Here is a 21,790-nt window from a genome sequence, read left to right on the forward strand (position 1 = left end):
CACCACCTGGCACGCGGAAATCGCCCGCGCCCGCGAGCACTGCGCCGACCGTGCCCTGGCCGACACCGGCCGCTTCATGGAGCAGGACGTCAGCCTCCGCTGGATCTACGTCCACATGATCGAGGAGTACGCCCGCCACAACGGCCACGCCGACCTGCTCCGAGAACGCATCGACGGCACCACCGGCGTATAGCACCGATCAGAGAGCGTTGACCCTGTCAGGGCGGGGTATACGCGCGCTGGCCGTTGGCGACGGAGCTGTCAACTCGTGCCGTATCAGGGAGCCTTGGCCCCGTGGTGATGTGACGCTGCCCTTGTCGAATACCTCACCCACGCAGGTGGAAGCGGGCTTTGGTGTCGGCCGGTGGTTGCCGGGTCCGTGTCCTCGCGCGGTTGGCGGTGGTCGCAGCATGAGGATCGGTTGTGCCGCTGAGACTGGCCTGTCTGGCTGTGGCGAGCGTGTTCTCGATGCTGCGCCCCCGTCCAGTCCCGGCCGAGGCGTGGGGACCGGCCGCGCACCGTGCACGCGATCCGGGCGCTGGTACTGCGCCTGGCCAGGGAAAATCCAAGCTGGGCCTATCGGCGCCCGCACGGTGAGTTGCTCGTGCTCGGGGTCGAGGTGGCGGCATTCACGGTCTGGGAGGTCTTGAAGGAGGCCGGCATCGACCCGGCACCCTCACCGGCCTTGAGCACCTGGGCGGACTTCCTGCGCTCCCAGGTCGACGCGCTGCTGGCCTGCGATTTCTTCGAGGTCGTCACGCTGTCCGGGGCTCGCTTGTATGTGTTCGCCGCGATGGAGCATGGTGAACCGGCGGATCCGGGTCCTGGGTGCCACCGCGCATCAGACCGCCTCCTGGGTGGTCCAGGCCGCGAAGAATCTTGTGGTGGATCTCCAGTCGCAGGCTGACGGGCGCGTTGTCTGATCAGGGACCGGGACGGGAGGTTCCCCGGCCTGTTCGACGAGGTGTTCAAGGACGCAGGCATCGAGGTGGTGCCGAGCGGCGTTGGGCGCCCCGCATGAACTCGATCATGGAACGGTGGGCGCAGACCTGACGGCGAGTGCTGTTGGAACGCACGTCGGTCTGGGACCAGCGCTATCTCCTGTATGCACTGCGTGAGTTCGAGACGTTCTACACTGAGTACGGGCCGCACCAGGGACTCGCGAACGCCCGCCCTCTCCACCGCCGCCCGCTCCGATCGAGGCCCCGGACCGGATCGCCCACCTGAGCGTACGACGAAGAGCGCGACTCGACGGCCCCCTTCACGCGTACCCACATGCGGCCTGAGCAGCACGGATGAGGTATTCGGCAAGCGCAACGTTCAGCGCCTGGTGCCGCAGGTCGGGCAGAAGACGGAACCGTCGGGTACCACGGTCTGGCAGGAGGTGCAGTGCGTCTGCTGGGCGAGGCGGTGTCCGCAGGCTCCGCAGAAGGGTGCGCCTCGTGTTTCGGCCTGGCACTGCGGGCACACCAGCTGCCGGGCGGCCTTGGGGTCATAGTCCTCGCCCTGGACCTGTCCCTGGGCGTATGCCTGCTGCGAGGCCATGTCGTTGACGCCCCGCCTGCGAGCCGCCTCGGCCTCCGCCGCGGTGTCGGGAGCGCAGTGCAGGCACAGTCCGTGCTCCGGGTTCCAGCAGCGGCCACACACGTAACTGCTGCACCGCCCGCAGCGGTTGAAGTGTCCGCGCGCCGTGTCGACCGCCCGCTGGAACGCCGCGTCACGGGCACCGCCCCAGCTGGCGCCCGCGAGCCCGTCAGCGGCGCTCGACACGCCACCGCCGGCCCGCCCGCCGATCACGCTCCAGGCGGCGGTCACCCCCCTGGACAGCCAGCTCGCCATACGGCCCGCGGTGAAGTTCTCGAACGGCGATCGCCAGGTGTCGAAACAACGTGAGCAGTGGAACTCGAACTGGAAGCCCGCTCCAGTGCCGTGTTGCTCGCACAGGTCGCGGTAGTTGTTGGAGAAGTAGATCTCGGAACTCATGGCGCTCGCCCCCAAGTGGTCGTGACCTGACTGACCTGCTGTGAGACGCGAGGGCGGGCGGCCCCGGTTTCACCGGAATCGCCTGTTCTCGGGGATCCGACAGTGGATGTCCAAATGGTGGCAGAGCAGGGCGAGTTCGATCACAGGAAGCACCCGTTCCGCAGGCGGCCCCCGCATGCCGGGTCAGTCCACTGGAAACTGCCCTCGACTACGGCGTACCTGGTGCTGACCCGTGAGCGCCGGGAGTTGACGCGCGAGTGGGTGGGCCCCCTGCGCGAGGCGCTCCACCGGCCGCTCGGATGGGCGGAGCAGACCGACCCGCGCCAGGCGACCGCTCAGCCGACGCGCGTGCCGAGGAACTGCGGATTGCCCTCACAGGACAAGCGGGCTTCGCGAGGAATGGGCCGACGCATGAACCGTCCTCGCTAGGCGGTCGTCCAGTGGATGACTCCCACCGAGCTTCGATCGAGCAGTGGCTGTGTGGTGGCTTCTCGGCCAATGCGGGTGGGGAACCAGGCAGGGCACGACGGATGGGGCGCGCCGCCCGGCCGCACCGTTCCATGATCTGACCTGGGCACATCGGCCCGTGCGAGAGGAATACTGGGATGGGCGTTGTGGGCAACAGCTATCTGTCGAGGGGGCGCCCGATGTTCGCCTCCACCATCGCGATGGTGGACCGGCGTGCTGGAGTACGTGCACCTCGCGGACAGCGGTTCCGTGCTAGGGCTGAGCCGCAGATCAGTGGGCGGATTCCATCGCGGCTGTCTTGTCGTCGTGCTCGCGCAGCCTCCGCATGACGGTCGCAGGTGAGGGTGTCGGCCCTTTTTGGCGCCGGTGGTGACAAGCCGCTTGGCGATGTCGCGCGGGCTCATCTCTTGGTCGCGCAGGTGGAGGGCCGTGGACAGCATGTCGTCGGCCGTGACGCTCGCGCCGCCGATGGTCTTGCCGCGTTTGCGGGCGGACTCGTGGCCTTCGAGGGTGCGGTCGCGGATGTACTCGCGTTCTATGCCGGACATGGCAGCGAGCACGGTGATCACGATGCCGGAGGGGTCGTGGCAGCCCTTCAGTTCCCCGGTGAGCAACCCCAGGCCGACATCGTCGGCCTTCAACTGCTCGGCGAGCATGGCGAGTTCGATGGCGCGGCCGAGCTGCTTGTGTTCGTGGACGACGAGGGGGACGGCGACGCCGGAGGAGCGGATCTCCTCGGCGAGTTTCACGGCGGCCTCCAACTCGGGGCGCCTGGTGGTGCGGGTAGAGATCTTCTCCGAGAAGACCCGGTCCACTCCGGCCTCGGCGAGGGAGTCGAGCGGTGCGTCCCGGGGCTGCCGTGCGATCGAGGCGCGCGCGTACCCCAGGCGTACGTGCCCGATCGGTTCGCTGCCGGCCTTCGCGGGCTGGAGCGGTTCGGTCCACGCCGCGCCCCGCTTACGGGGGTCGGCGCGTCCAGGGCTTTGGCCGACGATGGCACGAGGCGGAAGCGGGCGGTGTGGTACTGGATCGCCACCTTGCCCTTGCCGGTCCGGCACGGCGAGCCGGCCGGGGCGCCACATGTGGACATGGGGCAGTCGTGCGATTCCATGCGCTTGAAGTCGTCACTGACGAGCTCTGACTGTTTCATGGGGATGTTTGAGGCGTCCGGTCGTTTCAGCCGGTGCCAGTCGCGTTGCTGGGTGGCGAGCCACTGTGCGCTTATCCGGCCCACCTCACCGGGGATGGCGCCGTAGGGAGGGCGGCCGTAGACGGTGTTGGGGGGTGGGGCGCGGTGTGGGGATCGGTGGGGTGGAGCCAGGGCATCGGTCAGTCCTTCGGGTGGTGATCCGTGGTGCGGTGCTGGCGGGTGTATCGCTGGGCTGGGTCGTCGCGCCGGATCAGGTCCGTGACCAGCCACCATGCGGCGAGCAGGAGCCAGCCGCTCGCGGCCAGGAGCATGGCGGCGACCAGCCAGCCCAGGGACAGCCGCAGCACGACGGCGAGGGCGTTCTCGTGCGGGCCGGGATCGGCGAGTGCGGTGCGGAAGAACAGTCCGAATACGGGCGTGCCCGCCCGGCCGCCGGACCACCACCATCCGGTGAAGCAACCCGCCCAAAAAATCAAAGCGCTGGCTGCGGCCCCGGCTGTGACGAGCCGGTCGGTGCGTCGGCGACGGGCGGCGGCCTGCTCGATGACGGCGCGCGCGGAAGCCAGCACGCTGTTGTCCGGAGTGTCCACCGGGTCAGGCCCCCGGGCCGGTGGCGGGGAGGGCGCCGTCGCTCCAGGCCACGTCGCCGCTGTCGGGGTCGTCGCCGCAGTGCTGCCACTGGCCGATCGTGGTGGCATCGAACAGGTCGGGGTTGGTGGGGAGGTAGAGCGCGGTGCAGGTGCCCAGGGTGGGGGTGTGGGTGAACACGCCCATTGCGGCGAGCGTTTCGGTGAGGATCTCCTGGGCGACGAGCGACCCGAGCCGGTTGCCGTGGCCGGTCATGGCGGCGGTGAGCGGCTGGGACGCCGCGTCGTACTCGGCCTCGGTGAGGATCCGCACCGGCGGAGCGGGCTTCTGCTCGGTGTCGGCGTGAACCCGGCCGGCGCGGGCGAGTCGGTCGAGGATCTCGGCCGGGGTGAGGCCCTCGCGCTGCAAGCCCTCGCCGTCTGCGGTGAGGTGGCCGGTGTCGGCCTTCCCCGGGGTCTGGTTTGTTGACATGCCATCACGATGGCGGCGTTTCACGACCGTTGCGAGGGAGTCAACAATTCTTGACGCTCTAAACCGCGTGATGCGGTGTCTAGTTTTGTGACCGGGAAGGTTCACCGTGATCGGAAGGCGACTCGTGGCTCGAGGGCACGCTGAACGGCTGGTATTACTGGGGCATGCAGGAAGAGACCGCACGCTCCGCGATCGACACGTTCATCTCCGCGTTCAACGCCTCGGAGGACGGCCATGTGACTGCCCTGCTCTCTCAGGCCCTGACCTCAGACGTGGTCTTCTGGGGGCCGTTGGGCCGCAGCGAAGGAATCGAGGCGGTCGAGCGGTTCGTGCTGGACATCCGGCGCCACCCGGCGGGGACCGGCACGATGGTGCGCTGCTCAGCGGTGGACATGCCTGACGAATGGGCCCGGTACCAGTGGGTCTTCACCACGCCTGACGGAGGCCCCCGCCTGGCGGGAACGGACGTCGTCCATCTGCGACGGAGCCTCATCGACCAGATCATCGTCTTCGCGGGGGAGATCGAGCCGTCCGCCTCCTGAGCCGTCCTTCTGCCGCTGTTCTTCTCCCGAACTTGCCCCGTCGGTGTTCGGGGGCTGCCATTGCCGGGGGACCGGTGGCCTCCGGGCGCTCCGAGGGAGCGTTCGGTGTTCCGTATTGCCCGTTGGGGAGGCGTCCGGCGTGGGAGCTGGCGTACGGGTAGTGCAGGCTGCGCCGGTCACTCCGACTCCCTGGCCTTCGCCGGGGTGCACGAGTGCTCCTGCTCCCTCTCGACGCACTCGGAGCGAACGTTGTCCTCCCACCCCAGGGCTTCGACGACGGCGGCCGCGGTGACCTTCGCGGACTGCCCGTCGGCAACTGCTCCGACTCGTCGGGCCCGAACTGTTCAGCAATGCCTTCGTCCTCCCCGCAACGGACGCGATGTCCAACGACCCTAGAAACCATCCAGCCGGGCACGGAGCTGAACGGACGGTCCGGCGACACCACTCCGGACCACCTGGCTGGGAAGGTGATCGGCGAGCAGGTGGGCCTCGTGTGGTTGGGGCGCCGTATTTGTGCGGCCCTTCATAGGGTCGGGACGATCAGCCAACCGACCGGCAGCCACGCCCCGCGAGATGGCCTTCGATCAGGGGCCGGTGAGGGTCGACTGGCTCCCGATCCGGCGCCGGACGACGCGGCGGGCTACGGAGACACGCTCCCGGCTGTAGGGCCCACGTCGCGCGCCCGTCCTTCGCCCCAGCGAGCTCGTAATCGCCCGGGGCGAGAGGCACGCCCTGATGCGCACGCCGGTGCGGAACCTGCAACTACCAGGCAGCACTAAGGTGTTCAGCGTGACAGAAGTGAACGGGGAATTGATCGGCGGCCGGTACCGGCCGATCGAGCTGATAGGCCAGGGCGGCATGGGCCGCGTCTGGCGGGGTCGGGACGAGACGCTCGGGCGGGACGTCGCCGTCAAGGAAGTGATGTTCCCGCAGGGCATCACCGCCGAGCAGCGAGATGTCCTGCTTCAGCGTGTGACCCGGGAGGCGCGCGCCGCGGCACGGCTCAACCATCCCGGGATCATCACGGTGCACGACGTGGTCGAACACCAGGGCGCGCCCGTGATCGTCATGGAGTACGTGACCGGCACCTCCCTGGCCTCGTTGATCGCGCAGAGCGGAGGGCTGCCGGTCCGGACAGTCGCCGAGATCGGCGTGAAGATGCTGCAGGCGTTGAACCGCGCCCACGCGTCCGGCATCGTCCACCGCGACCTCAAACCGGACAACGTCCTGCTGATGGACGACCGGGTCATCATCACCGATTTCGGTATCGCGCACATGGCGGACTCGACCATGGCGCTCACCTACACGGGCACGGTCATCGGCACACCGGCCTACATGGCGCCCGAGCAGTTGGCGGGCAAGACGCCCTCAGCCGCCACCGACTTGTGGGCGTTGGGGGCCACGCTCTACAGCGCCGTCGAGGGTGAACCCCCCTTCAGCGCCGAGACCTTCACCGCACTGATACTTGCCGTGGTCACCGAGGACCCACGCCCTGCCCTGCGTGCAGGGGGCCTGGGGCCGGTTCTTGCGGCCCTGCTGACGAAGGATCCGGCGCAACGTGCCACAGCGGCGCAAGCGCAGGCCGCGCTCGCGCAGGTGGAACGGACAGGAGCGGCCGTTCCCGTTCCGATTCCCACGCAGGTCGACTCCACGCCGTCGCCGGCCTTCGCTCCCACGCCCGACGCCTTCACGATCACCGCGCCCGCCCGTCCCAGCAGGCCGCCTCTCAGCAGTTTCCCGCCGCCGACGGGAGCCCCCTACCGACATAGCACCGCTCCTGTCGTGCCCGGCACCCGAACGCTTCCGGGCCCTGCCGTGGCGCGAACCTGGCGATTCGTCGGCTGCCTCGCGCTCCTGTGGATCACGGGCGTCGCGCTACCGTGGAACGACCTGGCCGACACGGTGCGGTTCGGATATCTCTCGCTGGACATCGTCTTCACGGTCGCGGTCGCCCTCGTCCACGCCTTGCCGCGACCGAGCTGGCACCCGGGGGCCTGCTGGGCGGCGGTCGTGGTCCTCGACACGGGCCTGCTCTTCCTCACCAAGCAGCTCGTCGCTCAGTTGCTCGGAATGCGACCGGAACACATGACGATCGGGTTCAGCCTCGCGCCATTGCCCCTCATCTTCAACGTCCTGATTCTCGCCACCGGCGCCTGGCTCCTGTGGTGGAAGGTCCCCGGCAGCCGCCCCGCCTGAGATCGCCCTCCCCGGCAACGCATGGCGGTTTCCTCGGGAGATCGCCCTCCCCAGTCAAAGACCGACGCTCATGCACGGCGCGAGGGCCGCCAACCCCTGCGTTCATACTCGTACAGAGAGCCGCTCGACGTAGATCGTCTATCCGCGTGGCTCCGTCCACGAGATCGGGGCAGAGGTCCCGCCCGCCGTCCGGCTGCCACGGCGTCGTGGGCGTCCCAGCGTAATGATCAGTGCGGATACTGCCTCACAAGGGCAGTGCCACAACGGGGAACTGACATGCAGAACCGAACGGCGGGGCTGCCCTCGTCTTAGCCGTGGGGGTCGTGGGCCTGGTGGTGCGGCGGCAGCTGCGTACCCGTCCTGTGCGGCGTACGGGCTCGTTGATCACTCCTGTGATCCTCGGTGTCCTTGGGGCTGCCGGGATCGCCTTTGGTGTCGCCTCGGTCGTCAAGGATCACGCGCTGACCATGTTGCCCGTCGTCCTCTTGGTGGCAAGCCTGGCTGTCGCGGCGCCTTTTGGCGTAGCCAGGGCCCCGGGCGGTATAGCTCTAGAGTGGGCCCCAGGGCGAGGTGCTGCGTAAAGACGGCGGCGACGACCGGACTGTGGCTCGCTTCGGTTGGTGTGCACATCGGGCTGGCGCTGTGGATTGACCACGCGGCGGGGGATACGGCCCCTGCGCCACGTCAGCCGGGCGAATTCTTGCCCTTGGCTGCCGGGCTGGTTGAGGAGCAGGTCGAGGACGGGCCGGCCGACGATGAGCAGGATGGCAGTGGCCGCCGTGAGCTGGCCCGCCTCGTTGGCGAATTCCTTGGTGAACTCGGTCCCGGCGAGCCGTACGACCGACCAGGCCGTTGCCCGCGTCTGCACAGACGTCGTGGTGCGCTCCCTGGTGGTGAGCGACGCCCAGCCGGTAGCGATCGACTACCGTGTGTGCAAGTCGGCGCAAGGCTGGCATGCCTACGACCTGAACATTGCCGGTTCGTGGCTCATCCAGACGTACAAGCAAGACTTCAACGAGAAGATTGGCCAAAGCGGCATTGACGGCCTGATCGCGTTCCTTACCAAATTCACCGAAGCCTCGGCCGGGCAGAGCGCAACGCCGTAGGCGCTGCCCCCTCGGCGACCACAGCGAACGAAGAGTGGCTCCCGCCTGCGCCCCGGCCGGAACGACAGATCGGCGATCGCCGAGAAGACTTCACCACCGCCCGGGGCCGGCACCCCCCCTCAGCGCGATGTACCACGGGCGCTGCGACCACTCGAACAAGACGGGTGGACGATCCTGGCCGACCGTCACATACCAAGCAGCCGGTCCTTCCTTGACTACCTCGTCATCGGCCCGGCCGGCGTCGTGGTGGTGAAGGATGAAGGACGGATCAATCCATCCCGTCGCACCGAAATGCTGTCCGCTCCAGTTCGAGGAGCCACTGCGGCATGCGAAGACATCGCGGAGCACGTGGCCCTGCTTGCCCACCCCCACAATCCTCCCCTGATCCCTGTCGTAGCCCTCCAGGCTGCCCTCTGGGGCCAGCGCACACGTGATGGCGCCTCACTGGTGGGCGCTGCGCGGGACACGTCTGCCGAGCCCAGCGACCCTGGCCGCCTTCGTCCGGGCCTGCGGCGTGGCCGACGCGGACGCACCCGCCTGGCTGGAGGCCAGATGGAGAGCGCAGGCTGCGGATGCCCGGCCACCCGAGCTGTGCCTCAGCGAGGGAAGGGACACCCGGGGCGACTACATGAACGCCGTCGCGGCGCAGGTCCCTTGCGCGGAGGCACGCCCGCCCCGCACCTACCTAAGGCCCGTCGATGCCGCATCGGCGAACACGCCGTACTTCATCGAATGGCAGCATCCCCAGCACGGCCCGGGGTGTCTGACCCGGCGGCGTGAGGGCCCGGGCCAAGACCTGCTGGAACCCTGGCCGTGGAAGAGTTGCGACGCCACCCGCTCCTACCAGCACTTCCGTATCGAGCCGGTCGGCCCCACCGGCACCCGCTACCGCCTCCGGCTGGACGGTACCCAGCACTGTGTGGGTCTCCGTGAGGAGTCCACCCGAACCGGCGCCGACGTGACCGTGGAACCCTGAACCGCCGCAGCCGACCAGGAATTCCTCATCAGAGCAGCAGCCTGAGCCGGTCTGTCTTGTTTGCCCCTTCCTGGGAACGCTCCTTTTTGAGGGTGTGGCATGTGGGGGAGCACCGTGGTGAGGTGCCGTACGAAGACTTCATCGCTGACCTCGACCGTGCCGTGCTGCCCGGACCCGTGGAAACTCCAACGAACGATCCAGTGATGTCTTTTGCCGCGCCGTTCCTGCACGCGGTGCCTGGCCAGTCGCCGGAGCTTTATGCAGCGGTGGCCCTTGCTCCGTTTCCAGTCCCCGACCCTCAACGGCGCCTGAGGCGCGTGCTGACCATCCACCCAGCTCCGAGGACTACCGATGCCCGTTGCTCCCACCCGACGCCACGCCCGGCGCCTTGCCGACTCGGCGGGTAGCCATTCGGGCGTTTCCCCCTGCTACCAACGATTGGGGGGAAAGGCACCTGGTGCGGCGTGGAGGGAAAGAGGAAAACCCTGGCCATTGCACTGGGTGCGGAAGGACAACCCCGTCACCAGCCTGTAGACGCAGTGGGATGCGTACTGGCGGCCATGGAAAGAAATCACGCTTACGCGGGAGCGGGACGCATACGGCGGTAGGTGGTCAGAAGAGCGTTGAGGTAAGCCTCGTAGGCGCTAGCGAGGTCGGGATCCGTGAGGACGAGGACGTTTTCGGCGTTGGTTTCGGCGTGTTCGGAGAAGTTGTAGGAGCCGGTCACGACTGTTTGGCCGTCGATGACCAGGACCTTGTTGTGCATGAAGTCTTGTTCTCTGCCAGGTGTGTAGGGGTGGCTGGGTGCGGCTACGAAGCGGGGATCATCCATGAACCAGAACAAAGCGGGGTCCAGGTGGCTGCTGCGGCGGGCATCAGCCATGCCGCCCGGGTCATAGACGCCCGCCAGGTCAGCACCTGCTTCGTTGAGGTCGGACAGGGCTTGCAGGATGCCCGGATCAGAGACCAGGAATGCGGCCATTCGCAGACGACCGGCGCCGTTCATGGCAGCGATCACGCGCTCTTCGATGTGTTCACCGGCTTGAGGCGCGAATTGGGGTTCGATCTGCACGCCGCCGACGGTGATTGAGGTCGCGGCGGTGGCAGGGAGAGCGGCGGGTGCGGCGGCTAGGAGAGCTTCGAACTCGGTGCTGTAGGCGGCAGACAGGTCGGAGCTGCTGATAGTGAGGCAGTTGTTGTCCTGCAAAGTCAGGCCGCCAGTGGTGAAGTTCGCCGACCCTGTCCAGACCGTGGCGTTGTCACGGATGAGGAACTTGTTGTGCATCAACCTCCCACCATGTTCAGGGTAGGCAGTGGCGTAGTCTGCAAGACCCGCCTGGTCGATCGCTTCGCCAGTGGTACCAGGCTTGGGGTCGGCGGTCGGACCGCCATGCTGGGCCGGGCCGGCGTCATACAGCAACCGCAAGGCGATGCCGCGGTCGGCGGCGCTCTTCAATGCCTCCAACACCGTGGGCTCACGCAGGTCGTAGATTGCCACGTCGAGGTTGTGCTGGGTACCGGCGATGAAATCAGCCAGGTGCTTGCCAAGGTCGGCGTTCAGCCCACAACGCTTGGATTCGAAAAACACCGACAACCCATCGCGAGTGTATGTGGTCGTAGGCTGTTGATCACCCATTGCTACTCCGTGAGCACACGACGCTAGTTAGTAAGTGGCACGTGCAGGTGCCTCGAAGCTCTATCGGCTTCCCAGTGTGCAGTGCCGCATGTCGCCTCGCATCTGGAAGCCTGGCCCTCTCTCCTCGTGTGGTGCGGTGCCGGAGTCGGCGAGCGCACAGTTGAACCCCGGTGGGGTCGTACGGACGGTGTCGAGTTGGTAGGCCAGTCCCTGCCAGCCGGGCTGGCCGGGGGCCTGCTCGTGCAGCAGGGCGGGGCCGTCGATCCTGCTTCCCAGCAGGTGGACCCCATCCCCACAGGAAGTTGTTGATGCTTCCGTGGGTTCAGCGCTCAGCTGCAGGCGAGTGCGGATCCGGGTCGCTGCATGCTTGCTCGCAGTCGGCGGCCAGCCCGCGAAGGAAGGCGGCGAAGTCCTGACGGGACTCCACCTGCTGCCAGGACTCGAAGTTTCGGGATGCGGACACAGCGAGAGGATATGAGCCCCGCTGGCTTGCGTCGACCAGATTGTTTGACACGGGTTGGGGCTTCACAAGGTGCCCCACGCTCGCAGTTGTCCTTTGACAGTGAAGTCAGTCGCACTGTCATCCAACCGAGGTGTTTGACAGCGAAGCTGGTCGGCAGGGCCCTCTTTGCCAGTGAACCCAGCCATGCGAGGCAAACGTGCTGGGGGTGCTGGGTGGGAGGAGTGGCGGCTTTGCGGGGTGGGCTGCCGGTCTGCCTATGCTCAGGCCCATGGCACTGGAATGGGAACAGATCATCGTCGACTCCGCCGACCCCGTCGCTCTCGGGCGCTGGTGGGCCGAGGCTCTCGGCTGGGTTGTGGTCGACGAAACCGAGGAGATCATCGAGATCCGGCCTGAGCCGGACCGGATGCCGGGCCTGCTCTTCGTGCCTGTCCCCGAGGGCAAGACGTCGAAGAACCGGCTCCACCCCGACTTCCGCCCCGACGACCAGGAGACCGAGGTCGCCCGGCTGCTCTCCCTCGGTGCCCGGCGCGTCGACACCATGCAGGACGGGCAGCACTGGGTGACCCTCCTCGACCCGGAGGGCAACGAGTTCTGCGTCCTGAGTGAGCGCAAGAGCTGAGCGAGGACCGGGCAGTTGTCCCGGCCTCGACGTCCCTTGTTGACACCGCACCGCCGAGGCCCGTGCGCTGCTCGACCGCATCGTCCATGGCGCTTGACCGAACGCGCCGCGCCTGCTCAGACGGAGCTGGGGCTTACGTGCTCCTCAGACGGGCGACAGGATGCCATCGTCGGTGACAACCATCGTGCTTCGGCACATCGACTGAGCCGACGCACGAGAGTTGACCCCAAGGCTGACGTGTTGTCACGCGGGGACGTCTGCTGGCATTTGCAGGGGGTCGCGCCGGGGCCCGCCTGCGCAGGCCAGGACTTCTGTCGCTGAGGAGTTCAGGAAGATCGTGAACACGGCCGACATGTCCACAGAGTCAATGGAACCGGTACGTAGAAGCTCTTCCCCAGCCTGCCGGAGGATGTCGACAGTGGCGGCAAGGCCCTCGACTGTGTGGCCGCGCCGAGCAGCTGTGCGCATCCGGATCCCGCACACACCCGCGTGCCGGTCGGCAGGGACCAGACCGTCCCAGACGACGAAGACACCTCCGGCAATCAGGGCATCACGGGCAGGTCCGCATGCCGGAGTCTGTTCGCGAAGCATGGTGATGAGGTCCTCGCGAGTCACGCTGCGCGCCGGTGCCCGTATGACCCAGTCGTCGACCATGTGTGACAAGTACCGTGCCTCTCTGGTGACAGTCAGGCTGCTTCGCCCCGGATGCTTGCGCAGCCTATGCGGTGCTGTCAGTGACAACTACCGAGCTTTGGCACAGGCACGTCTGGGGTCTGCTGATGGTCCCCAGGCGCACCGGCGAAACTCGTCGAGCTGTGGCCGGAGGCATGGAAGTCGCTTGCCGCTCTGGTGGAGTTCGCTTCCCGGAGGTATCGGGGTCCCACGCGACAAGGTCCTCACGGATCGATGACGGCGTATCGCCACGCCGGGAACAGGTCATCTCGCGCGGAACGGAAACTGTCGTCGCGCTCGCCTTTGAGGAGCATCGTGGTGGCCACCGTGTGGACTGCCGGAATGTCCAGTGAGCGGACGGCCAGGACGCGCTCCATGTCGGTGACCACGTCGTCGATGCGGCGCGGCGGGAGGAAGCAGTGCGTGGCGTGGTCCTGTACAAGGTCCGGGACCTGGGTGGCGTCCTCGTCGGCGTTCCGTGCGCGCCTCAGGACGCCGACGACCTGCCACAGCGCTTCCAGTTGGAAAGCCGGCAGGCCCATCAGGAACACGGCGCCGCGTCGAGCCGGTGGCATATCGGAGCTGATCCGGCCGATGGCGTCGGCTGCGACCTGGTACGGAAGATGGGGCAGGACGTACTTCTCGGGATCTCCGTAGTCGTCGGCGACCGTCGCTGCGGCAGCGAGGGAGGCGAGGATCTCCTGGAGTGGATCACCAGGCTCGGGGTCTGCCGACTTACCGGAAACGTACGCTGGGCGACGGCGCATGCCAGTCGGTGAACGATGTCGGAAAGCCGTGTGCGGGAGGACTGCATGCACGGCTTGAAGCGGCGGGGGCTGGAAACGGAGCGAAAGCCACCGCGCCATTCCCCGACCGTACTTACTCAAGGAGAGCCGCCCCCCAAGCGCGGCCAGCATTTCCGCCTGCCGTGGTCCGTCGAGCCGGACCCCGCGCCCGGTGATCTGAGCGTGTGGCGGCCCCAGCACGCCAAATCTCATGTTCTCCCCGGCGCTTCACGATCAGCGTGCCCCCTTGGCTGACCTGGCACTAGGACGAATCTAGGACGGATGGCGGCTCCGCGGCCCTAGCGTCACTGTGGGCACTCAACCGATCCCGCGCAGCGAAGGGAACAGCGATGAGACGTTCGGTCAAGGCAGCAGTGACGGCGGTGACGATGGCCGTCGCCTCTGTCGGAGCGGCTCAGGGCCATGGCTGACCGATGGGTCATCGGGCCGAACGGCCACGCTCAGTCGAGGCAACACACCCCTCCCCCCGACAAGTCACCCCCATCGCAACCGACGCGGTGTCGGCCGCGCGCGTAGCATTCTCGGCCGGCCCAGTCGCGGCCGTCCCCGGGGTCACCCTGACCGGTATGACCGGGTCGGCGCAGGCCGCCGTTTCCACCGGCACTCGAGACCGGTCTCGCCCCGAGTGTGCGCCTTTGCTGAAACTCGCCCAAGTTTGAGTGATTTCGCTACGACCTCTGGCCGGAAGGGCGTGTTGCTCTCTGCCTCAGCGCGCACGGGACCAACCTGTCGCATTGCGCCAGCAACGGCATCGCATACCGGACCAAGGAAAGCCGAGAATCAGACGACATGCGAAGAATCCACGCCAGCCTCGCTGTGACCGCCCTCGCCGCTGCCACGGTCATTGGTGTCAGCACCACCGCCTCCGCTGCGACCGGTACCGACTCCTACACTCTCCACGGCGTGACCATCACTGGCACGAACACGCTGGACAGCACACCGTGGGTCTCCGCCTCCCTGTGCAACCACCAGAGTTCAGCGAACAGCTTCCACTTCTGGATCAAGGACGCTCAGACTGGCCGTTCCATCACACCCTCGGACCACAGCACCCCCCAACTCGCGCCCGGAGCATGCGACTACATCTACGGGGAGGACAGCGGCCAGGACGCGATCCAGGTCTATGCAAGCTCCGGCAACCTGTGGACGTTCGGTACGGACCCAATCTCCCTCGGCTACTGATCCGCTGGCCCCATTTCCCCCCTCGGCCGGGGCAGGGGACCGGCCGACGGGTGAGCCATGGGTGGGGACGGAAAGGGCCCGTCTCGAACCCGCACGCATCGCGCGGTGTCAGGCAGAAGAGGCCGCCGCGAGTCGGCAGTTGATCGCGCATCAGAATGAAATGAGGGAATATGCGAAAGCGAAGAATAGTCGGCGGCGCATTGGCAGCAGTGAGTGCTGCCGCGTTGACCGTGGTGGCCAGTCCTGCCGCGCAGGCGGCTCCCCAGGCCAACTACGCTTGTAGCGGCAGGCTGATCCAGCACGCGTACGGTGGTGGCTGGGAAGTTGACCTGATCGAGTCCAACGACGGCAACCAGGCCTGCGTCGTGACCTGGAACCGGAGTGGCACCGCGCGCACTACGGGCGCCTACCTGGACCCCGACGGCACCAGCAACTACAGCCAGCAGTGGGACGACGTCGGCTGGTACGGATCCTTCGCCAGCACCGGCTGGATACCGGAGCACCAGGGGAACAGCTGCTGGCGCTGGGGCGGCATTGTGCTCGATGTCGGCGGCTTTGGCAGCCGCTTCTGTTTCTCGCACTGACCGTCCGAACCAGCCACCGATCCGTGCCATCCGGCCGGATCGGTGGTGACGGGCGCAGCGACAATTGAAGACGGAGGACTTTCCGACTCCGGGCCATTTCGAGTGGGCGTGCCGGTCTGGGAACGGCGACGGCCGTGCACGGTCGAACTGGACAGTACCTCGGCGCACGTGGCCAAATGCGCGAGGTGACCGGCCCGACCCTCGGGATGGCGTCCAGGCGCTCGACCAGGACGTGCGCGGTTGCAGGCGTCGTGGCGCCAGGAACGGCTGAGGCCTGGCTGGCGATCTGGCCCAGGGCCTGGCCGATCAGCGGCTGGGGCCGGTGGCTTGCACCTCGGATGGCTCGGTCCGGAGTGCGACCGAGCACGTCGCATTGCAAGGTGGCAGTACGGTTATGTTCCCCGAGGGAGTTCCTGTGGTCATGAGAGCCAAGATGAGCATCGCCGCCCTCGCTGTGGGTAGCGTCCTCATCGCTGGCGCAGGTGCCTCTGCTGCCGACGATGGATTTACAGGGCCGGCTCAGTCCCACGGCAACATGGTGCGACACGATCCGGGCCGGCTGCCGCATGACCGGTGTGGTGGCAACTGGTTCGATCTCGGCGTCTTCAAGGGCACATCAGTCAGCTCCTGCCCTGAAGCATAAAAGGTGCGCGCGGGTACCTTCGCCGCGCAAGGGTGTTCGTCGCTGGGGTTTGGGAGAGGGCCCCGGCCGAGCGGGGGCCGAACGCCTGCATCGTCCTTCCCGGGCAGGCGTCGGCCGTGCGCGGGGTGGGAGGGTTGCGTCCGGGTTCGGACAGCGGCTGTGCGGGCATCGGCAGAACCTTGGGTGATTCTCTTCGAAGCCTGACGGATCGCGTGACGGATCGCGCTTCGTCACGCCGAAGGTTGTGCGCGCAGGTCAGGGCGTTGTCGCGATGCGCTGAGGGGCGTCTCTGGGCCCGGTCGGGAGCCTGTCGGGGAGGAGCGTGAGCGTGGGTGTGTCTGCGGATCGGCCGCCGCCCCGTATCCGTCGTGGCCGTGTTCGTTGACCTCTGCATGATGAGGTTGCAGCGTTCGTCTGCTGGTTTCGCGAAGCGGGAAGCGTGGTGCCTGGCTAGTCCGTGGCCGTGGCTGGGGCAGCCCTGGTCCTGATGATGCCCGGCGTGTCGGCCTCGGCCGTGATCGGCGGGAACGGTGTGGCCCCGGGCGTGTACCCCCTGGGTCGCTGCGGTCGAGCAGGATGGCAAGCAGGTGTGTGGTGCCGCGATCGACAACGGACGCACACTGCTGACCGCTGACCGCTGCCCAGTGCGTGGATGGCGTGGCTCCCGGTCGCTTGAGCATCCGCTACAACACCCTGACCCGTGAGTCCGGCGGGACCCGGGGCGGCGCCGCCAAGGTGGTCGTTCACCCGCACTTCGACAACTGGGTGTTTATGCGCCGTTGCCCGCAGGCATCGGACCCGGCCCAACGCTGATGCTTCCTACGCGCGCTGACGTGACCCCGGCCGGGTCTCCTTCCCCAGGCGGGGCAGAACTGTTTGGCCGTCAGGTCGCTGTACAGCGCCTCGCGTTGAGGCTGGGGTATGGGTGCCGTCGGCCTCGTCGCGGCATGCCCGGGATGTGAGATTGCCGCCTGTTGGCGGTGAGTGCTTGGGTTGGTTGTGACCGCGCTCCCTGATGACTGCGCACTTTCGCGGAACGCTGCCGCTTCAGGGGTGCGGGGTCATCGTCGCCTGGGCCGGTGGAGATGCTGTCTCCGTCACGAAGCCGGGTAGAACTGTCGGGCCCAGTGGCGGAACAAGCCGATGGCCTCGTCGCTCGCCGCGAGGCGAGGCCGTGGCTCGTAGCGTTTGGTGTTCCAGATCCCCAGGTCCTGATGGATCTTGCTGACTGCGGTGCGTAGCACCGCGCGGGCGAAGGCCCGGTGCAGGCCACGCAGTGGGAGCGACGTTTCGGTGGCGTCCTGCTTGCCGATATCCGCACAAGCAGCCGCGACCAGCATGCGGGTACGTCGAGGCCCGGTCGGCGTGTGCATGGCCCACAGGTAGCTGACGAGTCCGAGCGAGGGCAGCGGAAGCTCGACCCGGAGATATCCCAGCCCCGCCATGAGGAACGCATGGTCCGCCCGGATCTTCCGCTTGAGAGCGGGAGGCCGCTCCGGTCCGAGACGCAGACGCATGCGCAGGAGGGGGCCCTCGGTCACCGGTGCGGCGAGTTCCTCCACGGCCACCTTGTGCAGGACGGGCAGATGCCGGTAGTCGAGGGTGTTCTCGATAATCTCCTGGGCGTAGGTGTGGACTTCCGTGCTCCAGGCGGCCGTCGGAACCACTCCGTCCTGGGCGGTGTCGGGGACGTCCCAGGAGGGTGCGGCACCGTCCGGTGCGTACCAGACGAAGAGGAAGCCGTTGCGCTCGCTGATGGTGTGTTGCTGCAGGCGGGCGCGCGGCGGCGGGCCGTCGGGCGTGCCGACGCAGGTGCCATCGGGGGCGAAGGCGAAGCGATGGAAGGGACATACCAGGTTTTGGCCTTCCACGGTGCCGCCCGCCCCGAGATGAGCGCCCAGGTGCGGGCAGTAGGGACCCACCGCGCGGGATCTACCGTCACGGGTGCGGTAGAGGACGATGTCTTCGTCCATGAAGCGGCGGGTCAGGACTTTGCCGGGGGCCAGTTCTCGTGAACGTGCCAGGCAGAACCAGCCACTGGGGTAGGGCAGATGCTGCCCGGGCTCGTCGACGGCGGTGTGCGGGCTGCGAGACCTGGGCAGTTCGTCCCTCATCGTCATGACCGGCAGCCAAACACAGGAAATCTCGCCGACATTTACCTTACTGAGCAAAATCACTCTTATGAGGGTCTAACCGCTTGTATCGCCATGGACGGTCACGGTGAACCATACGATCGGCTGATCTGAGTAAGTGGTTTGGGGGCTGCTCGGTATCAGTGCCGGGTTGCTCACGAGGCAGGCAGGGGGCACCGGTGGCCGACGACAGCATCGACAGCACAGGAAATGAAGCGGAAGTCGTCGTCATTGGGGCCGGCCTCTCGGGTGTGGCCGCCGTGATCGCGCTGCGCCGGGCCGGCTTCGGTGACGTCGTGGTGTTGGAGAAGTCCGGCCGCCTCGGCGGGACTTGGCGGGACAACAGCTATCCCGGATGCGGCTGCGACGTACCGTCGGTGCTGTACGAATACTCATTCGCTCCCCACGCGTGGAGCCGGGGATTCGCCGACCGGTCCGAGATTCTCGACTACCTCGACACCACCGCGGCAACGCACGGTGTGGCCAAGGCGATCCGCTACGACACCGAGGTGCTGAGCGTCCGCTGGGCGCCGGACGCGCACTGCTGGAACTTGCAGACCACGTCGGGCACGTACACCGCCCGCGCCGTGATCGTCGCCACCGGCCCCTGGCATCGGCCCCGCCATCCTGACATCCCCGGCCTGGACACCTTCCGCGGCCCTGCCTTTCACTCCGCGCGCTGGAACCACGAAGCCGACCTGACCGGACAGCGGGTGGCAGTGGTGGGCACCGGATCCTCCACCGTCCAGTTCCTGCCCGAGATCCAGCCGAAGGCGGCCCACGTCGACGTCTTCCAGAGCACACCGCAGTGGGTACTTCCGAAACCCGACTACCCCCTCCCTCCTGGTCTCCACCGCTTCTTCGAGCACCACCCGGCAGCACGCCGCGCACTGCGCAGCCTGCACCACTGGACCCAGGAAGCCATCGGCGTTCCCCTGCGCCACCCCCACCTGCTACCGCCTTTGGAGGCCCTGGCCCGCTTGCATTTGCGTACTTCGGTACGGGACCGCACCCTGCGCCGAGCTCTTACTCCCGCCTACCGCTTCGGCAGCCGTCGCCTGATCACCTCCGGCACCTACTACGCCGCCCTCACCCAGCCCAACGTACGGCTGCATCCCACCCGCGTGACTGCCGTCGAGGGCTCCGACGTCATCGGCGCCGACGGCACCCGCACGCACGCCGACATCATCGTCCTCGCGACCGGATACCACATCGGCGACATCCCCCTGGCCCCCCAACTACACGGCACCGAAGGCACATTGGCCCAGACCTGGGCCGACAATCGCCGGGCCTACCTGGGCACCAGCGTCAGCGGATACCCCAACCTCTTCCTGCTCATCGGCCCGAATCTGCTCACCGGCACCACCGCCGTCCCCACCGTCCTCGAAGCCCAACTCCGCTACGTCACCACCGCCCTCAACCACCTGCGCTCCAGCGGGGCGTTCGCGTTGGATGTCAAGCCCGAGGCCGAAACAGCCCACCAGCAGGCCCTGCACGAGGCGTTACCCGGCACCGTCTACAACGCCGGTGGTACCGGCTACTACTTCGGTCTCCCGGGCATCAACACCTTCTGCTGGCCCTGGTCGACCGCCAGGCTCGTCCAGCGCCTGGACTCCTTCGACCCGGACGTCTACACCTGGACGCTGCCACTGCCTGCCCAGGCCGACGCCGAACGGAATGATCAGCCCGCCCACCAGCTGGGTCGACCGCAGTAGGTCCCGGTCACGCTGCCACCGACGGCGAGGTGGTCGGGTCAAACCGGCGGCGCCGGACGTTGAAGGGGCCGTCACCCCTGGCGAGGAAGCCGTTCCGGTGCCACGGGGTCTCGGAACGCTGGTTGCGGCCACATCCGAGGGGCCCGTTCTGTTCCGTGCGTGAATGTCGTAGAACCAGGTGCCGTCGGCTAGCTGGATGCCTAGGGTCGGCTTGGCGTCGGGTGGTACCAGTTGGCCGCCCCGCGGCGGGATCACATTGACGGTGGTGACGAGATCTCTGGCCTGACGGACGACGAAGGCCGGGGATCGGTTCTGGCGGTGAATCCTGAGCCGGTAGGTGGTACAGGTGGTCGAAGACGGGCACGCGGTCCAGCGGAAGCGTTCTACGGTGTAATTGCCCAGCGTCGTCAGCCGGTTGACGGACACCCCGTCCGCCGGTTCGGCGTCGGGCGGAAGAGTGTCGCGGACCTCCTGCGAGGCGAGCACCTCCACCTGCTGCGTCAGGTCATAGATACTGCTCCGCCACAGGTCGGTCGCATGCGTATTGAAGTTGGCGGCCCGGTGCGCGGTAACCACCCTGGGCTGCGCGTACGCCGTCGGGGTGGCCACACTCGACAGCCCTGCCATCATAGCCATGACCACGAGGACAGCCAGGCATACACGATGCATCACGGGACCGAACCCGAGGGCGGCATGAACCTGCCCGCAGCGCGGACACTTCGACCGAGGGCGGTCCGATCCCATGAACAGTCGGCGATGGCCGTGCGCCGCGGGGTGCAGATTCTCTGAAGCGAAGGTCGGGATCAAACGGTGAGGGCCTAGCTCTGCTGATCGGGGGGGCGGGGGAGAGGCATCGATGTGCGTGGTCGGTGTGGAAGGCCCGGCGTCGAAGTCGCCGTTCGCAATGACGGCGCGGAGTCTGCGGGGGCGGACGCAGCTGCCGCAGCCTCCCGACTCCCGACCAGCCCAACCAGCGGCCAGACGCACGGCCCGCTCCGTAAATTCGGCTCCGGCGAGGCCCCGGGGCCAGAGCCTTGGAACATCAAGCCAGGTTCATGGTGAGGACGAGGGCGGCGCCGAAGACCAGGGGCGCCAGCACCATGGCCAGGACGAGCACCAGGACCAGGCCGAGCAAAGCGGCGAACCGGCCGACCGTGCCCGCGCAGGCTTGCGGGGCGGCAGGACGATTGGGCGGCCGGCGCCTGCGGGCACGGGTGTCGAGCGTGTCTGTCACGCCGGTCTCAACGACGCGGCGGCACCGGCAGGCACGGCGCGGTGCCCGCCATTTCTACGCCCACGGAGACACGGACGAGGACCGCGTCGCCCAGCTGGAGAAGCGTGGAGCGGCTGTCCGCGGTCGGGCTGTGGTGGTCGTGATGGGCAGAGTCAGTGGTAGAGCTACGTCCCGCCCACCGTGCCCCAGCCGCTGAGGAAATCGGCTCCGCAGCAGGCACCGGCCCTCGTCGTCATCGATCTCACGCACGCGTACTCGCTCTGCCACCCGCACAGCCTGGCGGCACCGCGCCGCCCGGGATCGGCATCTGAACGGCGCGTCACATCACCACGGGGCAAAGGCTCTCTGGTTGCGGCACGAGTTGACAGCTCCGTCGCCAATGGACAGTGCGTACACGCCGTCGTGACAGGGTCAACGCTCTCTGCTCAGTGCTATACGCCGGTGGTGCCGTCGATGCGTTCCCGGAGCAGGTCGGCGTGGCCGTTGTGGCGGGCGTACTCCTCGATCATGTGGACGTAGATCCAGCGGAGGCTGACGTCCTGCTCCATGAAGCGGCCGGTGTCGGTCAGGGCACGGTCGGCGCAGTGCTCGCGGGCGCGGGCGATTTCCGCGTGCCAGGTGGTG

Annotated in this window: 19 protein-coding genes and 2 pseudogenes; 10 read left to right on the forward strand and 11 right to left on the reverse strand. The window is 67.5% G+C overall.

Annotation, left to right across the window (positions count from 1 at the left end; genetic code table 11):
• Both IE206_RS41055 and IE206_RS41060 read left to right on the forward strand, forming a co-directional pair.
• On the forward strand, positions 1 to 193 hold a 193-nt coding region (locus IE206_RS41055; RefSeq protein WP_189971710.1), incomplete at its 5' end, for a mycothiol transferase.
• A gap of 297 nt (positions 194 to 490) precedes the next feature.
• Positions 491 to 1,286: pseudogene (locus tag IE206_RS41060) on the forward strand (transposase family protein); the annotation flags it as partial.
• 34 nt (positions 1,287 to 1,320) lie between these two features.
• Here IE206_RS41060 and IE206_RS41065 read toward each other — a convergent pair.
• From IE206_RS41065 to IE206_RS41080, 5 genes and pseudogenes are all read right to left on the reverse strand, one after another.
• Positions 1,321 to 1,983, reverse strand: coding sequence for a double zinc ribbon domain-containing protein (locus tag IE206_RS41065; protein WP_189971713.1), 663 nt, complete (start codon positions 1,981 to 1,983; stop codon positions 1,321 to 1,323).
• A gap of 425 nt (positions 1,984 to 2,408) precedes the next feature.
• Complete coding sequence (locus IE206_RS41070) at positions 2,409 to 3,533, reverse strand: recombinase family protein (protein WP_229853383.1); 1,125 nt, start codon at positions 3,531 to 3,533, stop codon at positions 2,409 to 2,411.
• A pseudogene (locus IE206_RS43885) lies at positions 3,476 to 3,874 on the reverse strand (zinc finger domain-containing protein); the annotation flags it as partial. The gene IE206_RS41070 and the pseudogene IE206_RS43885, both read right to left, overlap by 58 nt.
• On the reverse strand, positions 3,781 to 4,191 hold the full coding sequence (locus IE206_RS41075; RefSeq protein WP_189971715.1) for a hypothetical protein: 411 nt from the start codon (positions 4,189 to 4,191) through the stop codon (positions 3,781 to 3,783). The gene IE206_RS41075 and the pseudogene IE206_RS43885, both read right to left, overlap by 94 nt.
• A gap of 4 nt (positions 4,192 to 4,195) precedes the next feature.
• A complete protein-coding gene (locus IE206_RS41080; RefSeq protein WP_189971717.1) occupies positions 4,196 to 4,660 on the reverse strand; it encodes a hypothetical protein in 465 nt (154 codons plus the stop codon).
• Positions 4,661 to 4,824: 164 nt separating this feature from the next.
• Here IE206_RS41080 and IE206_RS41085 point away from each other — a divergent pair, with 164 nt between their 5' ends.
• From IE206_RS41085 to IE206_RS41100, 4 genes are all read left to right on the forward strand, one after another.
• Complete coding sequence (locus IE206_RS41085) at positions 4,825 to 5,202, forward strand: nuclear transport factor 2 family protein (RefSeq protein ID WP_189971719.1); 378 nt, start codon at positions 4,825 to 4,827, stop codon at positions 5,200 to 5,202.
• A 735-nt stretch (positions 5,203 to 5,937) separates the two neighbouring features.
• Positions 5,938 to 7,398 carry a serine/threonine-protein kinase gene (locus tag IE206_RS41090; RefSeq protein WP_189971721.1) on the forward strand — a complete coding sequence of 487 codons (1,461 nt, stop codon included), beginning with the start codon at positions 5,938 to 5,940 and terminating at the stop codon, positions 7,396 to 7,398.
• A 764-nt stretch (positions 7,399 to 8,162) separates the two neighbouring features.
• Positions 8,163 to 8,504 (forward strand): Tgt2/MlaC family protein, encoded by a 342-nt coding sequence (locus tag IE206_RS41095; protein ID WP_229853384.1) that lies wholly within the window; start codon positions 8,163 to 8,165, stop codon positions 8,502 to 8,504.
• 433 nt (positions 8,505 to 8,937) lie between these two features.
• The gene (locus IE206_RS41100) at positions 8,938 to 9,480 is read left to right on the forward strand and encodes a hypothetical protein (RefSeq protein ID WP_189971725.1); all 543 of its coding nucleotides are present in this window, start codon (positions 8,938 to 8,940) and stop codon (positions 9,478 to 9,480) included.
• A gap of 577 nt (positions 9,481 to 10,057) precedes the next feature.
• On the opposite strand, the gene IE206_RS41105 is transcribed toward IE206_RS41100, so the two are convergent.
• Both IE206_RS41105 and IE206_RS41110 read right to left on the reverse strand, forming a co-directional pair.
• Positions 10,058 to 11,116 (reverse strand): phospholipase D-like domain-containing protein, encoded by a 1,059-nt coding sequence (locus IE206_RS41105; protein ID WP_189971728.1) that lies wholly within the window; start codon positions 11,114 to 11,116, stop codon positions 10,058 to 10,060.
• 322 nt (positions 11,117 to 11,438) lie between these two features.
• On the reverse strand, positions 11,439 to 11,579 hold the full coding sequence (locus IE206_RS41110; RefSeq protein WP_189971729.1) for a hypothetical protein: 141 nt from the start codon (positions 11,577 to 11,579) through the stop codon (positions 11,439 to 11,441).
• A gap of 268 nt (positions 11,580 to 11,847) precedes the next feature.
• On the opposite strand from IE206_RS41110, the gene IE206_RS41115 reads away from it, so the two are divergent.
• Positions 11,848 to 12,201 (forward strand): VOC family protein, encoded by a 354-nt coding sequence (locus IE206_RS41115; protein ID WP_229853385.1) that lies wholly within the window; start codon positions 11,848 to 11,850, stop codon positions 12,199 to 12,201.
• A gap of 896 nt (positions 12,202 to 13,097) precedes the next feature.
• On the opposite strand, the gene IE206_RS41120 is transcribed toward IE206_RS41115, so the two are convergent.
• A complete protein-coding gene (locus tag IE206_RS41120) occupies positions 13,098 to 13,640 on the reverse strand; it encodes a hypothetical protein (RefSeq protein ID WP_189971733.1) in 543 nt (180 codons plus the stop codon).
• Between the two features lie 828 nt (positions 13,641 to 14,468).
• Here IE206_RS41120 and IE206_RS41125 point away from each other — a divergent pair.
• Both IE206_RS41125 and IE206_RS41130 read left to right on the forward strand, forming a co-directional pair.
• On the forward strand, positions 14,469 to 14,858 hold the full coding sequence (locus IE206_RS41125) for a hypothetical protein (protein WP_189971735.1): 390 nt from the start codon (positions 14,469 to 14,471) through the stop codon (positions 14,856 to 14,858).
• 170 nt (positions 14,859 to 15,028) lie between these two features.
• Positions 15,029 to 15,442 carry a hypothetical protein gene (locus tag IE206_RS41130; RefSeq protein ID WP_189971737.1) on the forward strand — a complete coding sequence of 138 codons (414 nt, stop codon included), beginning with the start codon at positions 15,029 to 15,031 and terminating at the stop codon, positions 15,440 to 15,442.
• Between the two features lie 1,740 nt (positions 15,443 to 17,182).
• On the opposite strand, the gene IE206_RS41135 is transcribed toward IE206_RS41130, so the two are convergent.
• Entirely contained in the window at positions 17,183 to 18,205 is a 1,023-nt protein-coding gene (locus tag IE206_RS41135; RefSeq protein ID WP_189971739.1) for a Rieske 2Fe-2S domain-containing protein, read from the reverse strand.
• 191 nt (positions 18,206 to 18,396) lie between these two features.
• Here IE206_RS41135 and IE206_RS41140 point away from each other — a divergent pair, with 191 nt between their 5' ends.
• The gene (locus tag IE206_RS41140; protein ID WP_229853386.1) at positions 18,397 to 19,932 is read left to right on the forward strand and encodes a flavin-containing monooxygenase; all 1,536 of its coding nucleotides are present in this window, start codon (positions 18,397 to 18,399) and stop codon (positions 19,930 to 19,932) included.
• 1,042 nt (positions 19,933 to 20,974) lie between these two features.
• On the opposite strand, the gene IE206_RS41145 is transcribed toward IE206_RS41140, so the two are convergent.
• Positions 20,975 to 21,166, reverse strand: a complete 192-nt coding sequence (locus IE206_RS41145) for a hypothetical protein (RefSeq protein ID WP_189971741.1) — start codon at positions 21,164 to 21,166, stop codon at positions 20,975 to 20,977.
• 431 nt (positions 21,167 to 21,597) lie between these two features.
• The coding region (locus IE206_RS41150; RefSeq protein ID WP_189971743.1) for a mycothiol transferase at positions 21,598 to 21,790 on the reverse strand (193 nt) is incomplete at its 5' end.

Origin of the sequence: Streptomyces violascens, from assembly GCF_014649955.1 — a bacterium.
GTDB classification, from domain to species: Bacteria; Actinomycetota; Actinomycetes; order Streptomycetales; family Streptomycetaceae; genus Streptomyces; species Streptomyces violascens.